The 22418-nt window shown below is 59.2% G+C and carries 19 protein-coding genes; 15 read left to right on the top strand and 4 right to left on the bottom strand.

Annotated elements, in window-relative coordinates; all coding sequences use genetic code 11:
* Positions 1-185 precede the first annotated feature (185 nt).
* From EAO82_RS10325 to EAO82_RS10310, 4 genes are all read left to right on the top strand, one after another.
* Positions 186-1052 carry an alpha/beta hydrolase family protein gene (locus EAO82_RS10325; protein WP_410402940.1) on the top strand — a complete coding sequence of 289 codons (867 nt, stop codon included), beginning with the start codon at positions 186-188 and terminating at the stop codon, positions 1050-1052.
* Positions 1053-1267: 215 nt separating this feature from the next.
* The gene (locus EAO82_RS10320; RefSeq protein WP_096347221.1) at positions 1268-2128 is read left to right on the top strand and encodes an alpha/beta hydrolase; all 861 of its coding nucleotides are present in this window, start codon (positions 1268-1270) and stop codon (positions 2126-2128) included.
* A gap of 104 nt (positions 2129-2232) precedes the next feature.
* Positions 2233-2994 carry an SDR family oxidoreductase gene (locus EAO82_RS10315; protein WP_096347220.1) on the top strand — a complete coding sequence of 254 codons (762 nt, stop codon included), beginning with the start codon at positions 2233-2235 and terminating at the stop codon, positions 2992-2994.
* Between the two features lie 159 nt (positions 2995-3153).
* Entirely contained in the window at positions 3154-3777 is a 624-nt protein-coding gene (locus EAO82_RS10310; RefSeq protein WP_096347219.1) for a QsdR family transcriptional regulator, read from the top strand.
* 30 nt (positions 3778-3807) lie between these two features.
* On the opposite strand, the gene EAO82_RS10305 is transcribed toward EAO82_RS10310, so the two are convergent.
* Complete coding sequence (locus EAO82_RS10305; RefSeq protein WP_096347218.1) at positions 3808-5403, bottom strand: ATP-binding protein; 1596 nt, start codon at positions 5401-5403, stop codon at positions 3808-3810.
* The gene (locus tag EAO82_RS10300; RefSeq protein WP_174958830.1) at positions 5404-6120 is read right to left on the bottom strand and encodes a response regulator; all 717 of its coding nucleotides are present in this window, start codon (positions 6118-6120) and stop codon (positions 5404-5406) included.
* A gap of 388 nt (positions 6121-6508) precedes the next feature.
* On the opposite strand from EAO82_RS10300, the gene EAO82_RS10295 reads away from it, so the two are divergent.
* Positions 6509-9376, top strand: coding sequence for a ribonucleoside-diphosphate reductase subunit alpha (locus EAO82_RS10295; RefSeq protein WP_096347216.1), 2868 nt, complete (start codon positions 6509-6511; stop codon positions 9374-9376).
* Between the two features lie 533 nt (positions 9377-9909).
* Complete coding sequence (locus EAO82_RS10290) at positions 9910-11163, top strand: ribonucleotide-diphosphate reductase subunit beta (RefSeq protein ID WP_096347215.1); 1254 nt, start codon at positions 9910-9912, stop codon at positions 11161-11163.
* Between the two features lie 29 nt (positions 11164-11192).
* Here EAO82_RS10290 and EAO82_RS10285 read toward each other — a convergent pair whose 3' ends face one another.
* Positions 11193-11936 carry a class I SAM-dependent DNA methyltransferase gene (locus EAO82_RS10285; protein WP_096347214.1) on the bottom strand — a complete coding sequence of 248 codons (744 nt, stop codon included), beginning with the start codon at positions 11934-11936 and terminating at the stop codon, positions 11193-11195.
* A 170-nt stretch (positions 11937-12106) separates the two neighbouring features.
* Between EAO82_RS10285 and EAO82_RS10280 the strand changes: the two genes are divergently transcribed.
* Positions 12107-13210 (top strand): ADP-ribosylglycohydrolase family protein, encoded by a 1104-nt coding sequence (locus EAO82_RS10280; protein WP_218838639.1) that lies wholly within the window; start codon positions 12107-12109, stop codon positions 13208-13210.
* Between the two features lie 13 nt (positions 13211-13223).
* Here the strand turns inward: EAO82_RS10280 and EAO82_RS10275 are convergent, their stop codons facing one another.
* Positions 13224-13940 (bottom strand): hypothetical protein, encoded by a 717-nt coding sequence (locus tag EAO82_RS10275; protein ID WP_096347213.1) that lies wholly within the window; start codon positions 13938-13940, stop codon positions 13224-13226.
* 173 nt (positions 13941-14113) lie between these two features.
* On the opposite strand from EAO82_RS10275, the gene EAO82_RS10270 reads away from it, so the two are divergent.
* From EAO82_RS10270 to EAO82_RS10235, 8 genes are all read left to right on the top strand, one after another.
* Entirely contained in the window at positions 14114-14935 is an 822-nt protein-coding gene (locus tag EAO82_RS10270) for an aldo/keto reductase (RefSeq protein WP_096347212.1), read from the top strand.
* Between the two features lie 170 nt (positions 14936-15105).
* Entirely contained in the window at positions 15106-15522 is a 417-nt protein-coding gene (locus EAO82_RS10265; RefSeq protein WP_096347211.1) for a hypothetical protein, read from the top strand.
* Complete coding sequence (locus EAO82_RS10260) at positions 15519-16454, top strand: aldo/keto reductase (RefSeq protein WP_096347210.1); 936 nt, start codon at positions 15519-15521, stop codon at positions 16452-16454. The genes EAO82_RS10265 and EAO82_RS10260 overlap by 4 nt, the downstream gene beginning before the upstream one ends.
* A complete protein-coding gene (locus EAO82_RS10255; protein WP_096347209.1) occupies positions 16451-17149 on the top strand; it encodes a DUF6064 family protein in 699 nt (232 codons plus the stop codon). The genes EAO82_RS10260 and EAO82_RS10255 overlap by 4 nt, the downstream gene beginning before the upstream one ends.
* An 84-nt stretch (positions 17150-17233) precedes the next feature.
* Positions 17234-18490: an MFS transporter gene (locus EAO82_RS10250; RefSeq protein ID WP_096347208.1), complete on the top strand. Its 1257-nt coding sequence runs from the start codon at positions 17234-17236 to the stop codon at positions 18488-18490.
* A gap of 151 nt (positions 18491-18641) precedes the next feature.
* Positions 18642-19295, top strand: a complete 654-nt coding sequence (locus tag EAO82_RS10245; RefSeq protein ID WP_096347269.1) for an ABC transporter ATP-binding protein — start codon at positions 18642-18644, stop codon at positions 19293-19295.
* On the top strand, positions 19285-21870 hold the full coding sequence (locus EAO82_RS10240) for an ABC transporter permease (RefSeq protein WP_096347207.1): 2586 nt from the start codon (positions 19285-19287) through the stop codon (positions 21868-21870). Before EAO82_RS10245 ends, EAO82_RS10240 begins: the two co-directional genes overlap by 11 nt.
* A 74-nt stretch (positions 21871-21944) precedes the next feature.
* Positions 21945-22301, top strand: a complete 357-nt coding sequence (locus tag EAO82_RS10235) for a hypothetical protein (RefSeq protein WP_096347206.1) — start codon at positions 21945-21947, stop codon at positions 22299-22301.
* Positions 22302-22418: the final 117 nt, after the last annotated feature.

The raw sequence follows: 22418 nt of genomic DNA, 5'->3' as shown, positions 1-22418 counted from the left end.
TATTTTTTACTAGCTCGCGCCAAGCTGCGCAATACAGCCTGCTTTCAATTCTGTCTCAAATTTAACCCAAATAGGCGAATGTGGGGATTTCCCTTCGGCGTTAAGGTTTGTCTCGTACTGAGCCTGCTGTTGGTATGTTCAGTGGTCTCAACTGACACAACAACAACACCAAGAGAGATCAACAAATGACTTCTATCCAGTTCAAACTGAGCGCTTTCGCCAGCACCCTGCTGCTGTCTACCAGTGTTATGGCTTACAACCCGCCGACTGACCCGCCTCCCGGCGGTGGCGGTGATGGCTCCTTCCCCCCGGTTTCCAGCTTTAGCGATGACGGTCCTTTCGCTACCACCAGTGGTAACGAAGGGCCGAGCTGCCGCATCTACCGCCCCCGTACCCTGGGCGATAATGGCCTACGTCACCCGATTATCATCTGGGGCAACGGCACCGGAAGCTCGCCCACTACCTACAGCGGCCTGCTGGATCATTGGGCCAGCCACGGTTTCGTGGTTGCTGCTGCACGAACCTCCAACGCCGGTAGCGGTGAGGACATGATCGATTGTCTGGATTACCTGGTGCAACAGAACGGCCGGAGCACCGGTACTTATGCCGGCAATCTGGATGTCAACAATGTGGGCTCCGCCGGGCATTCGCAGGGTGGCGGCGGTTCCATCATGGCCGGTCGGGATAGCCGTATCACCGCCACGGCGCCGTTCCAGCCTTACACCATTGGCCTGGGCCATCGCTCATCATCCCAGAGCCAGCAGAACGGCCCGATGTTCCTGATGACTGGCGGGCGTGACACCATCGCCTCACCGACCTTGAACGCAGCACCTGTATTCAGCCGCGCCAACGTGCCGGTCTTCTGGGGTGAGCGCACCACCGCCAGCCACTTTGAACCTGTGGGTGACGGTGGCGATTATCGCGGGCCTTCCACCGCCTGGTTTCGCTACCACCTGATGGACGACGGCAATGCCGAGAGCACCTTCTACGGCGGCAACTGTGAGCTGTGCACCGACTTCCGCTGGGACGTCGAGCGCAAAGGCATCAACTGAGCGTAAGTCAGCAACAAAAAAGACCGGCCCAGCGCCGGTCTTTTTGTGTGCAACGATACACTTTATAGTTTTGTATCGGTTTTTCACCCGAATAGGCGAGTGCTGCACATAATCTCACACCGTATTGTCTGTATCGCAATGAGTCTGACCGTCGGTGGTTGGCCAGAGGCTCAGCGGTTGCATACAACAACAATATTCCCCTTCAAGAGATTATTATGAAAACATCCAAATTCGCCCTATCCGGCCTCGCAGCTGCTCTGGTGGTATCCACCTCCGTTCTGGCCAGCAACCCCACTCCGCCACCGACCGATCCAGGCGATGGTAGCTTTCCACCGGTATCAGACTTCAGCCGCTCCGGTCCCTTCGCCACCACTGATGGCAATGAAGGTCCTAGCTGCACCATTTATCGCCCGCGCACTCTTGGTGAAGAAGGCCGGCGTCACCCGATTATCCTCTGGGGCAATGGCACCGGCGGAACGCCTGGCACCTACGGGGACTTGCTTGAGCATTGGGCCAGCCATGGCTTCGTCGTCGCTGCCGCACGTACCTCGGACGCAGGCTCAGGCGAGGAAATGATCGATTGCCTGGATTACCTGGTACAACAGAACGGTCGTAGCAGCGGCACCTATGCCGGCCGCCTGGACGTTAACCGGGTAGGTTCTTCAGGCCATTCGCAGGGCGGTGGTGGTTCGATCATGGCCGGCCGCGATAGTCGTATCACCGCCACTGCGCCATTCCAGCCTTATGTGCTGGGCCTGGGTCACGTCAGCTCCTCACAGGGTCAGCAAAATGGTCCGATGTTCCTGATGACCGGCAGCTCCGACACCCTCGCTGGCCCGGTATTAAACGGCCGCCCGGTCTTCAACAACGCCAACGTGCCGGTGTTCTGGGGCAATCTGGACGGCGCTGGGCACTTCGAACCCGTGGGTGACGGCGGCGATTTCCGCGGGCCTTCCACTGCCTGGTATCGCTATCACCTGATGGATGATAACAACGCCGAGAGTACTTTCTACGGCAGCAACTGCGAGCTCTGCACCGATCGCGATTGGGAAGTCGAGCGCAAGGGCATCAACTGATTGCCCGCGTATCACTCAACGTAATGCAGCCGGTTACCTTAGGGTGACCGGCTTTTTTGTAATCGGCTATGCTGCGGGGCTGAACCTAGCCTTGGAGCCCAATCATGACAACAACCACCTCCCCCGTCGCCCTGGTCACCGGGGCTGGCAGCGGTATTGGCCGCGCCACCGCGCTGGCGCTGTTGCGCGCAGGCTACCGCGTGGTGCTGGCGGGCCGCCGTGCCGAACCTCTCGAAGCCACTGTCGCGGCCGCCGCACACCTCGCCGAGCACAGCCTGATGGTAATGACCGATGTGCGCCAACCCGCTTCGGTAACCGCCCTGTTTGATCGTACGCTTGAGCACTTTGGTCGCCTTGATCTGCTGTTCAACAACGCCGGTACCGGCGCACCGCCCGTACCCTTGGAAGACATCAGCTTTGAGCACTGGCAGGCCACGGTGGAAACCAACCTGACCGGCGCCTTTCTCTGTACCCAGCAAGCTTTCAAGATCATGAAAAGCCAACAGCCCATGGGCGGTCGCATCATCAACAACGGTTCGATTTCCGCCCACGCGCCACGACCAAACTCAGCGCCTTACACCGCCACCAAACACGCGATGACCGGCCTGACCAAATCCACCTCGCTGGACGGCCGGCGCTACAACATCGCCTGCGGTCAGATCGACATCGGCAATGCCGCCACTGAGATGACCGAGCGCATGAAGCACGGCGTCCAGCAGGCAAATGGCGACATAGCGCAAGAGGCAATGATGGATGTGGAGCACGTTGCTCAGGCAGTGGTGCAGATGGCCAATCTGCCGCTGGAAAGCAATATTCAGTTCATGACCATCATGGCCACAAAAATGCCCTTTGTCGGTCGTGGTTAGTCGGCTGAAACCGCCTTCTTCATGACAAATGCGACTAAAGGATGATATCAAAATAGGATTCAAGCAATGATTCAACATCGGGACACTTCTCATCTTGGTATCGTCCTTGCTACTATAGGCAGCTAGAGAGCCAACACATAAGTCACACAGGCAGTGAATATGAGCAGTCAGAATACCCCGCTATCCATGGCGCTATCGCAGCGCAAATCCGATGAGCGCGCCACGCCCATCACTGCTTTTCGCATGGCCCGCCGCTGGTGGCTTGAGGGCCGCCGACTGAACCTTTCGCTGCTGGCGGAGGAGCTCAACATCGGCCGCGCCACGCTCATGCGCTGGGTGGGGAACAAGGATCTGCTGATGGGCGAGATTCTCTGGTCACAGTACAAGTTCATCTATGATCAGGCGATAGAGCGCGCGAATGAGACACCTGAGCTGCAAGGGATCGATTACCTGGTACAGATTTACACCGATATCAATATTGCGCTGATCAACGCCAAGCCGATGCATGATTTCCTGCTGGCAGAGCCGCAATGGGGTTTGCAGTTACTAACCTCAAACATCTCCGGCTTGCAGAGCCGCTTGATTGAGACCTGGCGCGAGCTGTTCGATGGGCAGATCAAGGCCGGCAAGATCAATCCGGAAATGGACGCCGAAAGTCTCGCCTATTTCATTATTCGCATTGGTGAAGGTGCAATTTACTGTGATCTGATCTGCGGCCGCACCCCGGAACCCGGCCCTGCCAGCCAGGCCTTCCGTTTGCTGGTCAACGGCCACAGCCGTTAACCCTCGCTGTGTTCCGCCGGTACTGACGCCCTAGCGGCGCTGTACCGGCCAGTCCAGGCTGAAATCCGCACCACCCAAGGCTTCCGAACGCCCGACTCGGGTGCGACCGTTATGCCAATAAATTACCCTGCGCACAATCGACAACCCCAGACCGTATCCTCCAGAAGAGCGCGTGCGGCTGTCATCCAGCCTTAGAAACGGTGTGAAAATACGCTCGCGCCATTCCTCGGCGATCCCCGGCCCGTCATCCTCGACGTTGATCACGCAACGCCCGTACACCACCCGCGTGCTGATTCTTACCTGGCTGCTGGCGTGACGCTGGGCATTGCTTACCAGGTTGGTAATCGCGCGGTGCAGGTAGCGCGGCTCGGCATCGATACGGGTAGCGCGGCCCAGCGACAGATCCCTCGCTTGCAGATTGATGTTCTGTTGTAACGGCCCCAGCTCGCTGACCACCTGGGCTACCATCGCCGGCACGTTCACCCCGACCATGTTCAATGCCGGCGCGCCCTGCTCCAGGCGCGCATAGGTGAGGATCTCGTCCACTAGTTTGTCCAGCTCGCTGAGATCGCCATCCATTCCCTGCATATAGCGATTCAGGTCCGCGTCGTTATCTGCGGTTTCGACCATTTCCAGGCCAAAGCGCAGGCGCGCGATCGGCGTACGCAGCTCGTGGGAAACCGCGCCGATCATCTCGCGCTGAATAGCCATTAGCCTTTGCAAGTGGCTGGCCATATCGTTGAACGCCTTGGCCAGGCGACCCACCGAGTCCGGTCCCGACGCATCCACACGTACATCCAGATTACCGCGGGTCAGTTGGGTGGCGGCGGCCTCAAGAACCATCAAGCGCTGTTCCAGTTGCCGCACCAGCAGATAAATCAGCAAACCGGACAGGGTCAACACCAGTACCCCGACTATCAGCAGCATGGGCGCTGGAAACTCCTTCATCTGGTACAGCGGCCCCAGGCTGAGCACCCATTCGGTATCCGGCACTTTCATGTACAGCATTATCGAATCGCCGTCCGGCCCCAGGGTCATCAGGGTGTCCAGCTCTTCCAGGCGCCGACGCTGGTCTGCGTCCAGATCAGCTTCGTTCATACGCGTCAGCACCAACGGGTAACCGAAACCTTTCTCGCGGCGCAGTTGCTGCAAGCGCAATGGCATATCCGCCTCGGGGGCCCGCACCAGCTCATCGGCGATCAGAAACAGCGTGGCCCGGCCAAGCTGCTCGGTGATGCGCTCAATCGTGGTGGCCAATACCATCTGGCTTTGTAACTCCACCAGGCTGTAGACCCGCACGTCCTCCACGCCGTTCTGCTTGACCAGCACCTGCCCACGGATCAGTCGCGACCAGCTGCTGGAATCCAGATCCAGATCATCCAGCTCATTCAGCTGCAGCGGCACACCAATCAGACGCGTCCAGGCCGCCAACGCGCGCAAGCGCTCGGCATCGTCCATGGGTTCGAGGTTGTCGGCCATCAGCCGGAAGGTGCCACTGGCGATGCGCTCGCGGTAGTCCTCGGCGCGCACATCGTTTATCAAGCGAATACTCAATAACGCCAACAGTGACACCGTGATCAGAATCAGCAGCATGCCGCCATAAATGCGCAGGAAAATGGAGTTCATTCAGGGTTGCACGGCGACAAACAGGTAGCCCTTGCTGCGCACGGTCTTGATGATGCGAGGCAACTCAGGATCGTCACCAATTTTCGGGCGGATCCGCGAAATGCGCACATCAATCGAGCGATCCTGACCGTCGTATTCGATGCCACGCAATGAATTGAAAATCTCCTCACGGCTGAGCACCCGCCCGGCGTTGCTGGAGAGTAACCAGAGCAGATCGAACTCGGCGCCGGTCAGATCAATCAACTCATCATGCAGCCAGGCCTCGCGACGCGCATGGTCAACTACCAGCGGTCCGAACGTCAGCCGGGTGGCCTCGCGTTCACTGGCCGAGTCCATATCCGAACTGCGGCGCAGCAACGCACGAATACGCGCCAACAGCACCTGTGGCCGAACCGGTTTGTTGACGTAATCATCCGCGCCCAGCTCCAGCCCCTGAATATGATCCTCATCATCACTGCGCGCGGTCAGCATCAGGATCGGCCGCGCATAACTGGCGGCACGCAGCCGTTTGCAGATAGACAGCCCGTCTTCGCCGGGCAGCATCAGGTCCAACACCACCAGATCGGGATTGCTGGCGAGAATGTGCTCTACCGCCCCGCTGCCGTGCGTCAACAGCTCAACGTCCAAGCCCTGGGAGATCAGAAACGCCTCGATCAAGGCCGCGAGCTTGAGGTCATCCTCAACAATCAGTATTCGCCCACCTTCCACATTTGACACAACACCAACCCCGATTTGCCGCGAGTAAGATCGGCGATTGTAGCAACCGCAAAGCAAAACACCTACCCACGGTTACCGGTAGTGAGTGGGCAACCTGATAACACAATATATTGTGTTTATTTTTCGTCTGGCTCCGCCTGTTGATAACTCGCCAGGAAGCCTGAAATAAGCGGTTTAGAGCGGCATTTTCCATACCGCTGCCAGTAGATGGCCAGCATAAAAAATTCAAGTCGCAGGCTTGCACAACAGCCATCTACACACTATCTTGTGCCTCACGGCATTTTAATCACTAGATGTTGTTTTAATCGCAACGGTCTCCGCAACAGTTCCAAGCCTGTAGCGTAGAACCACCATATATAGTACGCAGGCCCGGCCAAGGAGATTGCCCATGCAGCCCACCCCCAACCCCACCGAGACCATTGGGTCTCGCGCGCCGCAAGGTGAGCAGCACGAGCAGGATCTGAACCTGACCGCGCCCGGTCAGATTCGCGTGATCAAGCGCAATGGCACTCTGGTTGGTTACACCGATGACAAGATCAAGGTCGCCATCACCAAGGCGTTTTTGGCTGTAGAGGGTGGCCAGGCCGCTGCCTCAAGCCGCATTCATCAGACCGTGAACCAGCTCACCGAGACCATCACCAATATCTTCAAACGACGCATGCCCTCTGGCGGCACCCTGCATATCGAAGAGATTCAGGACCAGGTAGAACTGGCACTGATGCGCGCCGGCGAACAGAAAGTCGCGCGTAGCTACGTGCTCTATCGTGAAGAGCATTCCCGCCAGCGTCAGGCGCGTCAGCCGGTGGAAGCGCATCCCACGCTGAACGTCACCCAGGCCGACGGCAGCCGCGTGCCGCTGGACATGGGCCGCATGCACACCATTATCGACGAGGCCTGCGAAGGCCTGGCCGAAGTGGATGCCAAGCTGATCGAACGCGAAACCCTGAAGAACCTCTACGACGGCGTTACCCAGCACGACGTCAACACCGCCCTGGTCATGACTGCACGCACACTAGTCGAGCGTGAACCGAATTACAGCCACGTGACCGCGCGCCTGTTGATGGACACCCTGCGCGCCGAAGCCCTGGGCTTTCTTGGCGTTGCCGACAGTGCCACCCATCATGAGATGGCCGAGCTGTACGCCAAAGCCCTGCCCGCTTATATCAACAAAGGCGCCGAGCTGGAGCTGGTGGACTCACGCTTGAAGGAGTTCGATCTGCAGGCACTGGGCGCCGCACTGGATCATACCCGCGATCAGCAGTTCTCCTACCTCGGCCTGCAGACTCTGTACGACCGTTACTTCATCCACAAAGACGGCGTGCGCTTCGAGCTGCCGCAGATTTTCTTTATGCGCGTAGCCATGGGTCTGGCGATTGAAGAAGCCGATCGCAACGCCCGCGCCATCGAGTTCTACAAGCTGCTGTCCAGCTTCGACTATATGGCCTCCACGCCAACGCTGTTCAACGCCGGCACCCTGCGTCCGCAACTCTCCAGTTGCTACCTGACCACCGTGCCGGATGAGTTGTCCGGTATTTACCATGCGATCCACGACAACGCCATGCTGTCCAAATTCGCTGGCGGCCTGGGCAACGACTGGACCAACGTCCGTGCACTGGGCTCCTATATCAAAGGCACCAACGGCAAATCCCAGGGCGTCGTGCCCTTCCTGAAAGTGGTCAACGACACCGCCGTCGCGGTAAACCAGGGCGGCAAGCGCAAGGGCGCGGTCTGTGCCTATCTGGAAACCTGGCACCTGGATATCGAAGAGTTTCTCGAGCTGCGCAAGAACACCGGGGACGACCGTCGCCGCACCCACGATATGAACACCGCCAACTGGATCCCCGACCTGTTCATGAAGCGCGTGTTCGAAGACGGCAAGTGGACGCTGTTCTCCCCGTCCGACACCCCGGACCTGCACGACCTGACCGGCAAAGCTTTTGAAGAGCGCTACGAGTATTACGAAGCGCTGATCGAGTACGGCAAGCTCAAGCTGCACAAGACCATCCAGGCCCGCGATCTGTGGCGCAAGATGCTCAGCATGCTGTTCGAAACCGGCCACCCGTGGATCACCTTCAAGGACGCCTGCAACCTGCGCAGCCCGCAGCAGCACGTTGGCGTGGTGCATAGCTCCAACCTCTGTACCGAGATCACCCTGAACACCTCGGCCGATGAAATCGCCGTGTGCAATCTGGGCTCGGTCAACCTGCCCAACCATATCGTTGACGGCAAGCTGGACACCGCCAAGCTCGCGGCCACCATCAAGACTGCCGTGCGCATGCTGGATAACGTCATCGACATCAACTACTACTCGGTGCCGCAGGCGAGAAACTCCAACCTCAAGCACCGCCCGGTCGGTCTGGGCATCATGGGCTTCCAGGATGCGCTGTACCTGCAGCATATCGCCTACGGCTCCGATGCTGCTGTCAGCTTTGCCGACCAGTCCATGGAAGCGGTCAGCTATCACGCCATCCAGGCCTCCTGCGATCTGGCCGAGGAGCGCGGCAGCTACGCCACCTTTGAAGGCTCCCTGTGGAACCAGGGCATTCTGCCGCTGGACTCGCTGGACATCCTCACCGAGCAGCGTGGCGCCAAGTACATTGAAGTGGACCGCAGCCAGACCCTGGACTGGGAGCCGCTGCGCCAGCGCGCGAAGAAAGGCATGCGCAACTCCAACATCATGGCCATCGCCCCGACCGCGACCATCGCCAACATCACTGGCGTGTCCCAGTCAATCGAGCCGACGTACCAGAACCTGTACGTCAAATCGAACCTGTCCGGTGAGTTCACCGTGATCAACCCCTACCTGGTCCGCGACCTAAAGGCACGCGGCCTGTGGGATCCGGTCATGGTCAACGATCTGAAATTCTATGACGGCTCGGTACAGCAGATCGACCGCGTCCCGGCCGATCTGAAGTCCCTGTACGCCACCGCCTTTGAAGTGGAAACCAAGTGGATCGTCGAAGCCGCCAGCCGCCGTCAGAAGTGGATCGACCAGGCCCAGTCACTGAATCTCTACATTGCCGGCGCCTCCGGCAAGGCACTGGACGTGACCTACCGCATGGCCTGGTACCGCGGCCTGAAAACCACCTACTACCTCCGCGCGTTGGCGGCCACCAGCACCGAGAAATCCACCGTGGATACCGGCAAACTCAACGCCGTATCCAACGGCGCCCCCGCCGGCCTGACCGCCGCCGGCCCGGCCCCGGTGCCCAAGGCCTGTGCGATTGATGAGCCGGATTGTGAGGCGTGCCAGTGAAGCAGCCGCAAGTTTCAAGCTGCAAGCGACAGCAGCCCGGGGCTTGCCCGAGAGAGAGACGCCCAGGTAGGAGCGACGGCCTCGTCGCGAAAGCGTGGTCCGTTTGAGCGAATGGGTTGAGCTGTGGCCATGGCGCGTTGACCGCCACTCCGCCTGGATTCCCGCCTTCGCGGGAATGACGGGAAAGGGAACGAGAATGAGGATCCAGATAGTGCGTTCTTCTCGTCCCATCATTCCCGCGAAGGCGGGAATCCATTTTGACCTTGGGGGCCCTGGCATTGCGCATTACGTAAACAGCCAACCCCAAAATGGATCCCCGCGTTCGCGGGGATGACGGAGCAAGAACTGAGTACTAACAATGTCGTCATTCCCGCGAAGGCGGGAATCCAGGCGGACTACCGGCCAAAACCGGAGCAGGACAACGAACACCACAGCCGCACCGAGGCGAACCAGAACAATCGCCCGAGCCGCTACACAAAACAACTTGAAGCTTGAAGCCTGCCGCTTGAAGCTGCGACCAAAGGGAGCCAACCATGCTCAGCTGGGACGAACTAGACACACCAGAAACCACCACCCCCGCTCACCGTGCAGCGTCCAATGCAGCAACACAGGCCGATAACGCAGACACGCAACTCGACCAACAAGCCGTTGCAGCGGTCGACAGTGCACGCCACGTCGGCAACGATGACTCCGACGCCGTCGCTCGCGCCAAAGCCGCACTCGACCAACTGGACATCCAGGAAGGCCTGGACGAACTCGAGGGCTCCGCCGCCCGAGTCAACGTCGATGCCAAGCAGATGATCAACTGCCGTGCCGACCTTAACCAACTGGTGCCGTTCAAATACGAATGGGCCTGGCAGAAGTACCAGGACGGCTGCGCCAATCACTGGATGCCGCAGGAGGTCAACATGACCGCCGACATCGCCCTGTGGAAAAACCCCGAAGGCCTGACCGATGATGAGCGCCGCATCGTCAAGCGCAACCTGGGCTTCTTCTCCACCGCCGATTCCCTGGTCGCCAACAACCTGGTGCTGGCCGTCTATCGCCTGATCACCAACCCCGAGTGCCGCCAGTACATCCTGCGCCAGGCCTTCGAAGAGGCGATCCACACTCATGCGTACCAGTACTGCATCGAGTCACTGGGCATGGACGAAGGCGAGATCTTCAACATGTACCACGAGATCCCTTCGGTCGCGAAAAAGGCAGCCTGGGGCCTCAAGTACACCCGCTCGATCTCCGACCCGACCTTCAACACCGGCACCGTCGAGACCGACAAGGAACTGCTGCGCAACCTGATCGCCTACTACTGCGTACTGGAAGGCATCTTCTTCTACTGCGGTTTCACCCAGATTCTGTCCATGGGCCGGCGCAACAAGATGACCGGCGTCGCCGAGCAGTTCCAGTACATCTTGCGTGACGAGTCCATGCACCTGAACTTCGGCATCGACGTGATCAACCAGATCAAGATCGAGAACCCGCACCTGTGGGATGCCAGCATGAAGGACGAAGCCACGCAGATGATTCTGCAAGGTACCCAGCTGGAAATTGAATACGCCCGCGACACCATGCCCCGCGGCGTGCTCGGCATGAACGCCGCAATGATGGAAGACTATCTCAAATTCATCGCCAACCGCCGCCTGACTCAAGTCGGCCTGAAGGAAGAATACCCAGGCACCGTGAACCCCTTCCCGTGGATGAGCGAAATCATGGATTTGAAGAAGGAGAAGAACTTCTTTGAAACACGGGTAATCGAGTATCAGACTGGCGGGGCGTTGAGCTGGGACTGAGTGAGCAGGGGCGCGCGCATACCGTGCCCCTAGATTTTCACACAGGCAAATAACGCATTACCTGAGATGCCATCCCAGGCAGAGAGGGTCTCATAATCATGCTCAAGCATATGAACGTCAAAGTGCGGTTGTAACAGCGCCATCAATTCGCTGAAGCTCACCGCCACCATGGCATGTTCGTCGTGCCACACCTGCTTTTCACCAGCGACGCTTTTTTCGATCCGCAGCTTTAAAGCCTGCCGCTCGCCCTCACCCGAATAGTGCCAACCGGAGCTGAAACTGAACCGGGCCTGCGCCTGGCTGACGTTGTGCGACACCCATGAGCCATTATCAATCCGCTGCCGGTCAACCGCGTTAAAGCAGAACAACCCACCTTGCGCCAACGCGGCATGCACACTGGCGATACAGGCGTTCAATCTGTCGAGCCCGGCGCTGTAGTGAATCGAATAGAGAAAACAGGTAATCAGATCGACCGGTTCACCCAGCGTGAAACCGCACATATCCTGCAGGGCAAACTGCGCTTCGGGACAGCGCATCCGCGCCAGGTCCAGCATCGGCTGATTGATATCCAAACCACTGCTTTGGTAGCCCGCATCAAGCAGATGCCGCACATGCGGCCCGGTCCCACAGGCCAGATCCAGATGCGTCTTCCCGCCATTCCCGAGCAACTGCTGCAGCCGGTGAATACAGTGGCTCTGGGCGCGGTAATCGATATCCGCGCACATTAAATCGTAGTAACCCGAAAGGTCAGTATAAATAGCGTTGCTGAGCATGATGGTCTGGTGCTGAGAGGTGGGGCGCGAATCATATCCCGGCTTTATGAAAAGCGCTCGCGAATCAATAACGCAAGGGCAGAAAACCCGTCGAATTTCTTTGAAACACCTGCGATGAAGCACTCAACCGGCACTACGTTAAGCTCGGGGAAACCAACCAAGGGACAAGCATGATGGACGCGGTAATCACTTCCAGGGCGACTGCCGCCCTGCACAATCTGTTTATCGGCGATGCACTGGCCATGCCGGTGCATTGGTACTACCGCGTCAGTGACATTGATGAGGCGTTCCCGAACGGGATCAAGACTTTTGAAGCGCCGCCCACCTTCCATCCGTCCTCGATCATGTCCCTTCATTCGACCAGCGGCGGCGGCCGCAAGGCTGCCGCGGCCCAGAACCAGACCAGTATCGTCGGCGACGTGATTCTCAAGGGCAAAGCCCAGTACTGGGACCGCCCCAACGTGCATTACCATCAGGGCATGCGCGCCGGTGACAACACCCTCAACGCCCATTGCGCGCTGACGCTGATAGAGGTGATGAACGCCGCCGGCGGGCATTATGATCGCGATGGATTTCTGCGGGCCTATATTCAGCTGATGATGGCAGACGACTCGGCCCACCCGGATACCTACGCTGAATCCTATCACCGCGGCTTCTTTGCCAATCTCGCTAAAGGGTCCCCGCCTGATCAGTGCGCTGCAGTTACTCACGATACGCCATCGATTGGCGGCCTGGTGACCATCGCCCCACTCGTGATCGGCGAACGATTGCGCGGCACCTCGTTGGCAGACACCCGTCAGCTGTGCCGTGAGCATCTGGCATTGACCCACCCGGATGATTTTCTCGCCGATGTATGCGACGCCTATGTGCAGTTGATTGACGGCTTGCTGTTTCGTGAGGACGACACCCAGGTGCGGGAGTTACTGCTGAATGCAGCGCGGGGAGTGTCACGCCGGGATCTGACCAAGCTGGTAGAAGGCAGGCACGCGGAGCGTGAGGTGATCGGCAATGTGCTGTCCCCCGCCTGTTACATCAGTGACGCATGGCCTGCGGTGTTGTATCTGGCCTGCAAACACCAGCAGGATCCACTGCAGGCCTTGCAGGTCAATGCTGAAGTGGGTGGAGACAATGTACACAGGGGATCGGTATTGGGCGTACTGCTGGGCCTGATCCAGGGCGAGGCGGCCGGAGACCTGTTTGATCAGCTCAGCAAACAGGCCTCAATCAACCGGGCTATTGAGCAACTGGTCAGCCCTGATGCTGCCGGCCTGTGATGGATATGAGCGGCTAACGCTTCTCCCGGCGAATGGTAGAGGTCATAAAGAAATTGGTGTCATTCATTTCATCCACCATCTTGCACAGCCGGCGGCGTTGCAGGAATGAAATGCTCTGACGGGTTCGCCAGGAGGCGGGTGTCAAGGTCCCGCCGTACTTGCTGCTATCAATAATGAAGTCTCGTCTGGCGCTAACGGGCTTGGGCTCCGGTCCGTACAACGCGATAAGCTCAATGGTCAGACTTTCCAGCTGAATATCCTCTTCTGGGCTATTCCCCTGCATCGGTATGCCACCTTGCCTAGCCAGACGCTGGACCAGTCCGCTAAAGGTCCCGATATGCATGAATTCGCCTGAGAGCAACGGGCCTTGCCGGGTGTTTTCGCGAATGTTCGTGGGTGTCACCGCAACAGTTTGCCGCTCGCCCGCACCGTTCTCGCGTTCTTCTGTAGGGTGCTGTTCAAAATCCGTGACGTCCATCGTCACAGAGCCGAGCGAGGTTTTCAGGGTAGCAATGATATATTCCACATAAATCGCTTCCTGACTCATATTGCTGACGATGCACAGGGCATCCAGGTCTCTTTTGCTACCGCGATTGATGATTACCCGAGCCGTGCGCTGCCGCCGAAATCCGGAATACAACAACTGGGCGTATATCACCCAGACAAGCAGGGTAGCGAAGCTGACGCATACACTCAGTACCGCCTGGTTTGTTTCAATCCAGTCGATCATGGCCTTAAACGAAATCTCCTTTGTCACAAGTATGGGGGCAGTGAAGTACCGTGGGGGTGTGACAAGGAAAAGGAAATTTGATTCACAAGATGTGTCAGACCAAAGTGAATGAACCAGAAGGCCTGTAGCCGAAAACCGGCCCGGCACCCACCATCCAACAGGAACCCCTTAACATGCAGACAATCAGTTTGGGCGGAGTAAACGTACCGCGTATAGGCCAGGGCACATGGCGCATGGGCGAGGATGCCGGGCACCGGCAGGCCGAGGTTAGAGCTTTGCGTGAGGGCCTGGATCTGGGCATGACGCTGATCGACACGGCGGAGATGTATGCCGAAGGCGGTGCGGAAGAGATCGTCGGCGACGCCATTCGGGGCCGACGTGACGAGGTGTATCTGGTCAGCAAGGTCTATCCGCACAACGCCAGCGCCAAGGGCGTTCAGACCGCCTGCGAGCGCAGCCTGCAACGCCTGGGCACCGAGACTATTGACCTCTACCTGCTGCACTGGCGCGGGCAATATCCGTTGGACGAGACAGTCGCCGCCTTCGAACGTTTGCGCGAGCAGGGCAAGATCCTGCGCTGGGGTGTGTCGAACTTTGACGTGGCCGATCTGCAGGAACTCGATACTCCGGATTGCGCGACCAATCAGGTGCTCTACAATCCCGAATCGCGCGGCATTGAATACGACCTGCTGGGCTGGCATGCGCAATACAACATGCCGATTATGGCCTACTGTCCAATCGGGCAAGGCGGAGCCCTGCTTCAGGACGCTGCACTGCAAAGCATAGCCGACAAGCACGACGCCACACCCGCGCAGATAGCGCTGGCCTGGGTACTGCGTCACCCCGGGATGATCGCCATTCCCAAGGCGGTGAATCTGGTTCACCTCAAACAGAACGCAGGGGCTGACAAGCTCAGACTCGATAACGAAGACCTTGCCCGGATAGATGCTGCCTATCCACCGCCTACATGCAAACAGTCACTGGAAATGGTGTGAGCTAGGCCCGGGTGATCTTTTTCTTAGCGCTCAGGTAAACATTTTTTGAATTATTTCTGTAGAGATCAGCCTGGCTCATTGAGCATCCAACGGGCTCACACCAGCTAGACTGCGTTACAGTCAGAGATCAAAGAGTCAGGTCACGACGGCCTGGGGACAGGAGCGCTGTAATGTCACTGCCCACCCGACAACCAGCAAGCGCCTGGTTCAGCTTTCTCGCCCACGCGCTGTTTATCCTCGCCGCCTGGACGTTGTTCATCAAATACCTGTTCCCCATTGGCTATGCACTGTTCTACGGGGAGCCTTGGACGCGTTATATCTACTGGGATCTGTGGCCACTGGCGCACGTCTGGCTAGGTTGGGCGCTGCTGGTACGCCCTCGTTACACACGTGCACTGGCGGTGGGTATGTCGGTGATTGAAATCCTCATCATCTGCACTCTGTTCGGCCGTTTTCTCGCTGACCCGGAGTGGTCGATCTGGCGCACCAACTGGTTTGTTAACAAGGTCTTCGTGCTGACCTGCTTTGTTCTGGTGTTGGCCACCACGGTGCCTATTCAAAAAAATCTGAAAGAGCGACCGCTATGAACCGTCCCATCACGCGCAGACACAGCCTGAAAATCATCGGCGCCGCGCTGGCGGCCGTGATGCTGCCATCGGCCGCCCTTTTTGCCAACGCCAACGGGCTTAGGCAGAAAGCCTTTGCGGGAAGCGACAACAAGCTACCCGTCATCGGTATGGGTACCTGGCGCACCTTCAATGTCGGCAGCGATCCAAAGTTACTCGATGCCCGCACCGAGATCGTTAAAACGTTTTTCGAGCTGGGCGGAGGGCTGATTGATTCCTCGCCCATGTACGGTTCCGCGCCGGATGTCATGGGCTACGCGTTACAACAACTCGGCACCCCAGAGAACCTGTTTTCCGCAGAAAAAGTCTGGAGCCCGGCCGGGGGCTCAGCCCGCGAGCAGGTGGCTGAGCTGGAAGAACGCTGGAACCTTGAGCAGTTTGATCTGGTGCAGGTGCACAATCTGACCGACTGGCGCGAGCACCTGGCAGCCCTGCAGGAGATGAAAGCCGAGGGCACCATCCGCTACATCGGCATAACGACCTCGCACGGACGCCGCCATAGCGAGATCGAGCAGATCATGAGTTCGGAGGATATCGACTTCGTCCAGCTCACTTACAACATCACCCATCGCGACGCAGAGGACCGGCTGCTCCCACTGGCGGAAGAACGCGGCATTGGCGTGATCGCCAACCGGCCTTACGATGGCGGCAACCTGATCAAGAGCCTCAAGCGCCGTGAGGAGCCATTGCCCGAATGGGCGCAAGCGGAATGCGGTTGCAGCACCTGGGCGGACTTTCTGCTGAAATTCATCGTCAGCCATCCGGCGGTCACCTGCGCCATCCCCGCAACCAGCCAGGTCGAACACTTGCGCGAAAATATGCACGCCGGTCGAGACCCGATGCCCTCGGCCGACGCGCGGCAACGAATGGCAGCCTATATCGAGTCGCTATGAACGGTTGGGCGAGTTACCAGCTGCAGGACTTTGTTCCCTTCACGGCGGAAATTTACTTCCGCCTGTTGGAGCGCATGGGGGAGACCTTCTGGCCGCTGCATCTGATGTCCCTGGCCCTAGGCGCGGCCGCGCTTGGGCTGGCATTGACGCAGCGCACGCGGCTCGCTTGCTTGATACCCGCACCGCTCTGGATCTTTGTCGGCTTCATGTTCTTTATCCAGCGTTACGCAGAGCTCAACTGGGCAGGAGCCTACCTCGGCTACGCTTTTATCGCCCAGGCCGTGCTTCTGGTCGTGATTGCGTTTACCCGGTGTGGCCTGGACAGAGCGCCGCGCCCTACCAGCCCACCGGTCGTAATCGGGTCGGCAATTGCCCTCTTCGGTCTGATAATGTTGCCTCTGATGGCGCCACTGAGCGGCGGCTCCTGGTACCGGGCAGAAGTGGTCGGCATCCACGCCGATCCCACAGCCATCACCACGCTCGGCCTGGCACTGATTATGCTGAGAGGTTGGGCTCTCTGGGCGACCGCCATTATCCCGGCATTCTGGGTACTGATTTCCGCTCTAACTTTGCAAGTACTGGATGCGTCGGGCGCCGTCGCGCCGGGCGCCTTAGCGTTATTTGCAGTATTGCCTATCACGCTGCTCGGCCTAATTTGGAAGAGCGTCGAGTCTCGGTCCGCGAGAGCAAAATAGGCTCTTTTAACACGACTCTGTCGGCCACCGCGCAGATAACTGGTAACCTTGGCGGCTACCAAGTCAGAGCATAAGAGAGCCCCGATGTCCCAGAGTGCGATGCGCCCGAACATGGTGATTACCGTGCTGTGCGGTACCCTTACGTCCCTGGTGGTGATTGGCTTTGCGCGCCTGGCTTACGGCGTCATCCTGCCAGCGATGCGTGCTGATCTGGGGCTGTCCTACCAGCAGGCGGGGATTCTCAGCACCGTTACCGCCCTGTGTTATGTCTGCTTCGTCCTGGCCGGTGGCCTGGCGGCTGCCCGCTGGGGCGCGAAGGCGTCAATCATGTTCGGCATGCTCACGGTCACAGCTGGGTTTGTCGGTCTGGCCTTTGCCGCCAATTTTTGGCTGGTTATGGCGCTAATGGGTTTGCTGGGCTTTGGTACTGCCTTTGCATTTGCGCCCATGGTGGCGTTGCTGGCTACCTGGTTTCCCGAGAAACGCGGCTTGGTAATTGGCTGCATGACGAGTGGTGTGGGTGTCGGCGTTCTCGTGTCTGGCGTTCTCGTGCCTTTTTTGTTCGCCACATTTGGCGAGCAGGGTTGGCGAGTCAGTTGGGGTGTATTTGCTGGCGCGGCACTGCTCGTGGCAGTGATGGTCGGGTTATTCGTGCGCAATCCGCCAACCGCTAAAGCCAGCGATGCCGGACACCTGCCAGCGGATGAGAAATGGCTGATTTACCGCAATCCCCGGGTACTGATCGTGGCCACTACCTACGGCATCATTGGCATGAGCTATATCGTTCAGACGGTGTTCATGGTCAGCTTCATGGTAGAAAGCGGCCACAGCGCATCCATAGCCGGCCGCTATATGGCAATGATGGGCCTGATGTCCATTGCCGCCGGTCCGCTCTGGGGCTGGCTGTCAGACTTCTGGGGCCGCGGGAATGCACTGGCAACGTGCATCTTCCTTGTCATCATGGCCATGACATTGCCACTTATAGAGCAGAGCCTGCCCTACTTCTTCTTCCACTTCCTGGTGATGGGCGCCTCGATCAACGGCGTGTTTGCGATGATTCAGACCAGCGCGACGGATCAGGTCGCACCGCGTTACATCCCCATCGCATTCAGCTTTGCCACACTGTTCTTTGCTTTCGGCCAATTCCTCGGCCCAGCCATCGCCGGCTGGCTGATCGAAACCACCGGCGGCTTTACCGTCGCTTACAGCTTCACCGTGCTGGTGCTTTCGGTGGGCTTCGGCTTGACACTGCTGATCCGCCGTTTTCCCAAAGAGCTGGCGGTCGGTGAACCGAGCGTTGGGGCAACCCCCTCTGCGGAAGGTCCAGCGGAAGCCAAATGATCGCCAACCTTCGCTAGAAATCCTGTGACTCGCCAAGCCACAGGAGAGTGTTGCCAATGGTGTCTGCGCGTCGCCGGGGCTGCTGCTGGCATGGCATAGTGCGGGCTGACCCTGTCTAGCCAAAGGAAGCCCTGTGTCCACCAGCGTGCAAATGAGCGACATCCACCTCAGCTACCCCACAGAATCAGGAACCGTCGCAGTACTCAACAACGCATCGTTGACGATTCCACCGGGCGAGACACTGGCAATCACTGGCCCCTCCGGCAGTGGTAAGACCTCACTCCTGCTGTTGCTCTCCGGTCTCGAACGCCCGGACCAGGGCGAGATACTGGTCGGCAGCCGGCGCCTGGGCGATATGGACTCCAATGCACTAGCTGACTGGCGCAGCGAACACCTGGGCATTATCTTCCAATCCTTCCATTTGTTACCCGGCCTCAGCGCGCTGGGCAACGTCAGCCTGCCACTGGAAATCGCCGGGCAGGCGCACGCACGTGAGCGCTCGACTGCCATGCTGGAAGCCGTCGGGCTAAGCCATCGGTTGCAGCACTACCCCACTCAGCTTTCCGGTGGCGAGCAGCAGCGTGTGGCGATTGCCCGGGCGCTGGTGCACCAGCCGAGCCTGCTGCTGGGCGATGAGCCCACCGGTAACCTGGACCATAAAACCGGCGAGAAGATACTCACGCTGCTGTTCGACCTGCACAAGGAAAGCAAGTCCACGCTGGTGCTGGTGACCCACGACGAGCGTGTCGCCGAGCGCTGCCAGCACCGCGTGAGAATGGATGCGGGACGCCTGCATGCGCTCTGACACAACCGCCAGATTACCCTGGTCAGCCAGAGCCCTGTGGCTGCTGAAATTCGCCGTCACCGACCTGCGCTCACGCATCTCCGTACTCAAAGTGTTTCTCGCTTGCCTGATCCTTGGCGTCACGCTGGTCGCCGCCACGGCCAGCCTTTACCGAGTGATCGAGCAAAGCTTGCTGGAAGATACCCGCGCGCTGTTAGGCGGCGATGTCGAGCTGGATACCAACGAGCCAATGCCCGATGAAGCGCTTGAATGGATTCGCGCCAGCGGCACTATTTCGCTGGTGCGTGAGCTCGACACCATGGTCAGTGATGCCAACGGCGAGAACTTCTTCAGCGCCGAGATTCTGATTCCGGATGCCGCGTACCCGCTGTATGGCGAGCTACAGCTGACACCAGATCAACCGCGCGCAGAACTCACTGCCCAGCAGGACGGGCTCTGGGGCGCGATCATTGATCCCCTGCTGGCTGAACGTCTGGGCCAAACTGTTGGCGATCAGATACAGATTGGCGCCGCGACCTTTCGCATCAGCGCTCTTATAGAAGCGCAGCCGGATCGCAGTCTGAATGCCAACTGGCGTGGCCTGCCGATCATGATCTCCGACGAGGCCTTGCAAGCGGCTCAACTGATACAACCTGGCAGCCGCGTCGACTATGAATATCGTGTACAAACCGACCGCGATCTGACTGTTTGGCTGAACGAGCTGGAGCAGGCCTTCCCCGATGCCCGCTGGGATACCACCACCTTTGCCGAACGCAGCGAGCGGCTGGCCGAACGGCTGGACCAAATCGCCACGGCGCTGATTCTGATTGCCTTCACCACACTGTTTATTGGCGGCCTGGGTGTCGCCAACAGCATCCATGCCTACCTGGATGAAAAGCTCGGTACCATCGCCACCCTGCAGACGCTGGGGTTACGGCGCGCGCCGCTGGTGATCATCTATCTGCTGCAGATCGGCGTACTCGGCAGCCTGGCCGGAATCATCGGCGGCGCCATCGGTCTGGCGCTCTCCGCTGTGGCCCTGACGCTGGCCGGCGATGCCTTCGCGATATCCGGCTCTGGTGGAGCTGGGCATTGGATTACGTTGTGGGCCATACCTTTGCTTCTAAGCTGGCTGTTTGCGGTATTGACCGCTTACGTCTTCGCGTTACCGGCACTCGCCAGAGCACTGGCTGCATCGCCGGCAGGGCTGTTCAGAGGCAAGGTTCAAGCCGCCCGGCATGAGCCACGAAGTTGGCGCGTAGCCAGCTATCTGCTGCTGGCGGTGTATATCACCGCCACGCTGTTCTGGCTGCCCTCCTCGCAACTTGGCTTTATGTTCCTGCTCGCGGTGGTCGTACTCTGGGGGTTACTGGAAGCGCTGATCAAGGGCTTGCAGCGCGGCGCCAAAGCCCTGGAAAACGGCGGCTTTGCCGAGCGCAATTTTGCCCGACGCCTGGCATTGGCCAATCTGCACCGGCCGGATTCACCACTGCGGGCAACGCTGCTGTCGCTGGGTACCGCGCTGACGCTGGTAGTCGCCTGCACCCTGCTGGTCAGCACGCTGCTGCGCGCACTGGAATCAACCATTCCCGCCGAGGCGCCGGCGCTGATTCTCTATGAGGTGCTGCCTGATCAGATCGACACGCTCAACGCCGGCCTGGAGTCACTTGACCCCAGCGCCGAGACCGAGCTTCTGCCCCTGGTACGGGGGCGCCTGGGCGCGATTAACCAGGAGCCGATCGCCGAGATGCTCGCAGACGATTCCCGCGCCAGACGCGAAGCCATGGGTGATGAATACAAGCTCAGCTATCTGTCCGGCAACCCGGAAGACCTGGAGTTGGTCTCTGGAGAATGGTGGACATCACCAGCACCTGACGGCCAACCCGCCTTTATGGCCATGGAGGATCGGGAGGCTAACGAGCTCGGGCTGACCGTCGGCGATCGGGTCGAGTTTCTGGTCGAAGGCCAGACCATTGCCGCTGAAATAAGAGCCCTGTACCGGCAGAAAGGCCTGCAGACGCGCTTCTGGTTTGAGGGTGTGTTGCAGGATGGCGCGCTGGATGCCTTGATCGGCCGCTACGTCGGTGTGGTCTACCAGAGCGACTCGGCCGCCCAACAGTCCCAACAATGGCTGGCCAGGAACATTCCCAATGTGATCACCCTGAGCACTGCCGACTGGCTCAAGACCGCAGGCGACCTGCTTGGCAAAGCCACCGCCGGTCTTGCCGCCGTCGCCCTGATCAGCCTCACGGCGAGCTTGCTGGTGCTCTCCAGCGTGGTCAGTGTCAGCCGCCGGCGCCAGCTCTATGAGGCCAACCTGCTGCATTGTCTGGGTGCCCGGCACCGCGCCATTCGGCTGTCCATGCTGCTGGAAACCGGGTTGCTGACTTTTATCGCCACCCTGTTCGCCACCGCACTCGGCGCGCTCATCGCCCTGCCCCTGGCAACCCTACTGTTGAAACTGCCGGCAGGCGATCTCTGGTGGCTTGGCGCGCTGGTGGCAGGTGTAGTCAGCTCGCTTGCCCTGCTGGGCGGGCTGCTGCCAACACTGCAGGCCTTGAAGCAGAACCAGGCCATGTTGCTGCGCGAGGGCTGAATAGGTGACCTACGGAACCTGAGACGCGCAGCGGTCTCTACTGCTGTGTATCGGTAAACATAAGGAGTCGCACGATGAAGTTAGCCCACGCCTGCGTCGTGATTGCCTGCATGCCTGCCGTCGCCTTAGCCGCGCCACAGGTGCTGCTGGACAGCGAGCTCAACGAGTTGGACATTCGCACCCTGGTCATCGATCCGGAAGACTCGACTGGCCCGGCCCGCGCCGATAATCCCAAGCATCTGCGCCTGACCAATAACCACAGCAGTGCGGTGGAATGTTCGCTCAGGCCAGAACCGGCAGAACAGGCCTGGACCTTTTTCCCAGAAGCGACCATTCAGCCCGGCGAACAAGCCGAGCTGCGCATTGGTGGGGACTACTCCACGGAAACCATTCGCGTGAAGTTGATCTGTGAAGATACACAGCTGCTTTGACCAGCCCCTAGCTCCACCGAGTTGCCTACAATACTTACCGCAATAGGCAAACGCGTCGCAGGCACAGGCACCACTGCCTGCGCTAGGCGGCTATAACGCTCTAGTCGCGGACACTTT

Origin of the sequence: Halopseudomonas pelagia (assembly GCF_009497895.1) — a bacterium.
In the GTDB taxonomy this organism is placed as follows: Bacteria; Pseudomonadota; Gammaproteobacteria; order Pseudomonadales; family Pseudomonadaceae; genus Halopseudomonas; species Halopseudomonas pelagia_A.
The sequence above is the reverse complement of the archived record's forward strand: the minus strand, read 5'-3'. Positions and strand labels throughout refer to the sequence as shown.

What these genes read in the sequence shown, in the direction of transcription:
- EAO82_RS10325 (WP_410402940.1), top strand. Translation starts at nt 186, where the DNA reads ATGACTTCTATCCAGTTCAAACTGAGCGCTTTCGCCAGCACCCTGCTG.
- EAO82_RS10320 (WP_096347221.1), top strand. Translation starts at nt 1,268, where the DNA reads ATGAAAACATCCAAATTCGCCCTATCCGGCCTCGCAGCTGCTCTGGTG.
- EAO82_RS10315 (WP_096347220.1), top strand. Translation starts at nt 2,233, where the DNA reads ATGACAACAACCACCTCCCCCGTCGCCCTGGTCACCGGGGCTGGCAGC.
- EAO82_RS10310 (WP_096347219.1), top strand. Translation starts at nt 3,154, where the DNA reads ATGAGCAGTCAGAATACCCCGCTATCCATGGCGCTATCGCAGCGCAAA.
- EAO82_RS10305 (WP_096347218.1), bottom strand. Translation starts at nt 5,403, where the DNA reads ATGAACTCCATTTTCCTGCGCATTTATGGCGGCATGCTGCTGATTCTG.
- EAO82_RS10295 (WP_096347216.1), top strand. Translation starts at nt 6,509, where the DNA reads ATGCAGCCCACCCCCAACCCCACCGAGACCATTGGGTCTCGCGCGCCG.
- EAO82_RS10290 (WP_096347215.1), top strand. Translation starts at nt 9,910, where the DNA reads ATGCTCAGCTGGGACGAACTAGACACACCAGAAACCACCACCCCCGCT.
- EAO82_RS10285 (WP_096347214.1), bottom strand. Translation starts at nt 11,936, where the DNA reads ATGCTCAGCAACGCTATTTATACTGACCTTTCGGGTTACTACGATTTA.
- EAO82_RS10280 (WP_218838639.1), top strand. Translation starts at nt 12,107, where the DNA reads ATGATGGACGCGGTAATCACTTCCAGGGCGACTGCCGCCCTGCACAAT.
- EAO82_RS10275 (WP_096347213.1), bottom strand. Translation starts at nt 13,940, where the DNA reads ATGATCGACTGGATTGAAACAAACCAGGCGGTACTGAGTGTATGCGTC.
- EAO82_RS10270 (WP_096347212.1), top strand. Translation starts at nt 14,114, where the DNA reads ATGCAGACAATCAGTTTGGGCGGAGTAAACGTACCGCGTATAGGCCAG.
- EAO82_RS10265 (WP_096347211.1), top strand. Translation starts at nt 15,106, where the DNA reads ATGTCACTGCCCACCCGACAACCAGCAAGCGCCTGGTTCAGCTTTCTC.
- EAO82_RS10260 (WP_096347210.1), top strand. Translation starts at nt 15,519, where the DNA reads ATGAACCGTCCCATCACGCGCAGACACAGCCTGAAAATCATCGGCGCC.
- EAO82_RS10255 (WP_096347209.1), top strand. Translation starts at nt 16,451, where the DNA reads ATGAACGGTTGGGCGAGTTACCAGCTGCAGGACTTTGTTCCCTTCACG.
- EAO82_RS10250 (WP_096347208.1), top strand. Translation starts at nt 17,234, where the DNA reads ATGTCCCAGAGTGCGATGCGCCCGAACATGGTGATTACCGTGCTGTGC.
- EAO82_RS10245 (WP_096347269.1), top strand. Translation starts at nt 18,642, where the DNA reads ATGAGCGACATCCACCTCAGCTACCCCACAGAATCAGGAACCGTCGCA.
- EAO82_RS10240 (WP_096347207.1), top strand. Translation starts at nt 19,285, where the DNA reads ATGCGCTCTGACACAACCGCCAGATTACCCTGGTCAGCCAGAGCCCTG.
- EAO82_RS10235 (WP_096347206.1), top strand. Translation starts at nt 21,945, where the DNA reads ATGAAGTTAGCCCACGCCTGCGTCGTGATTGCCTGCATGCCTGCCGTC.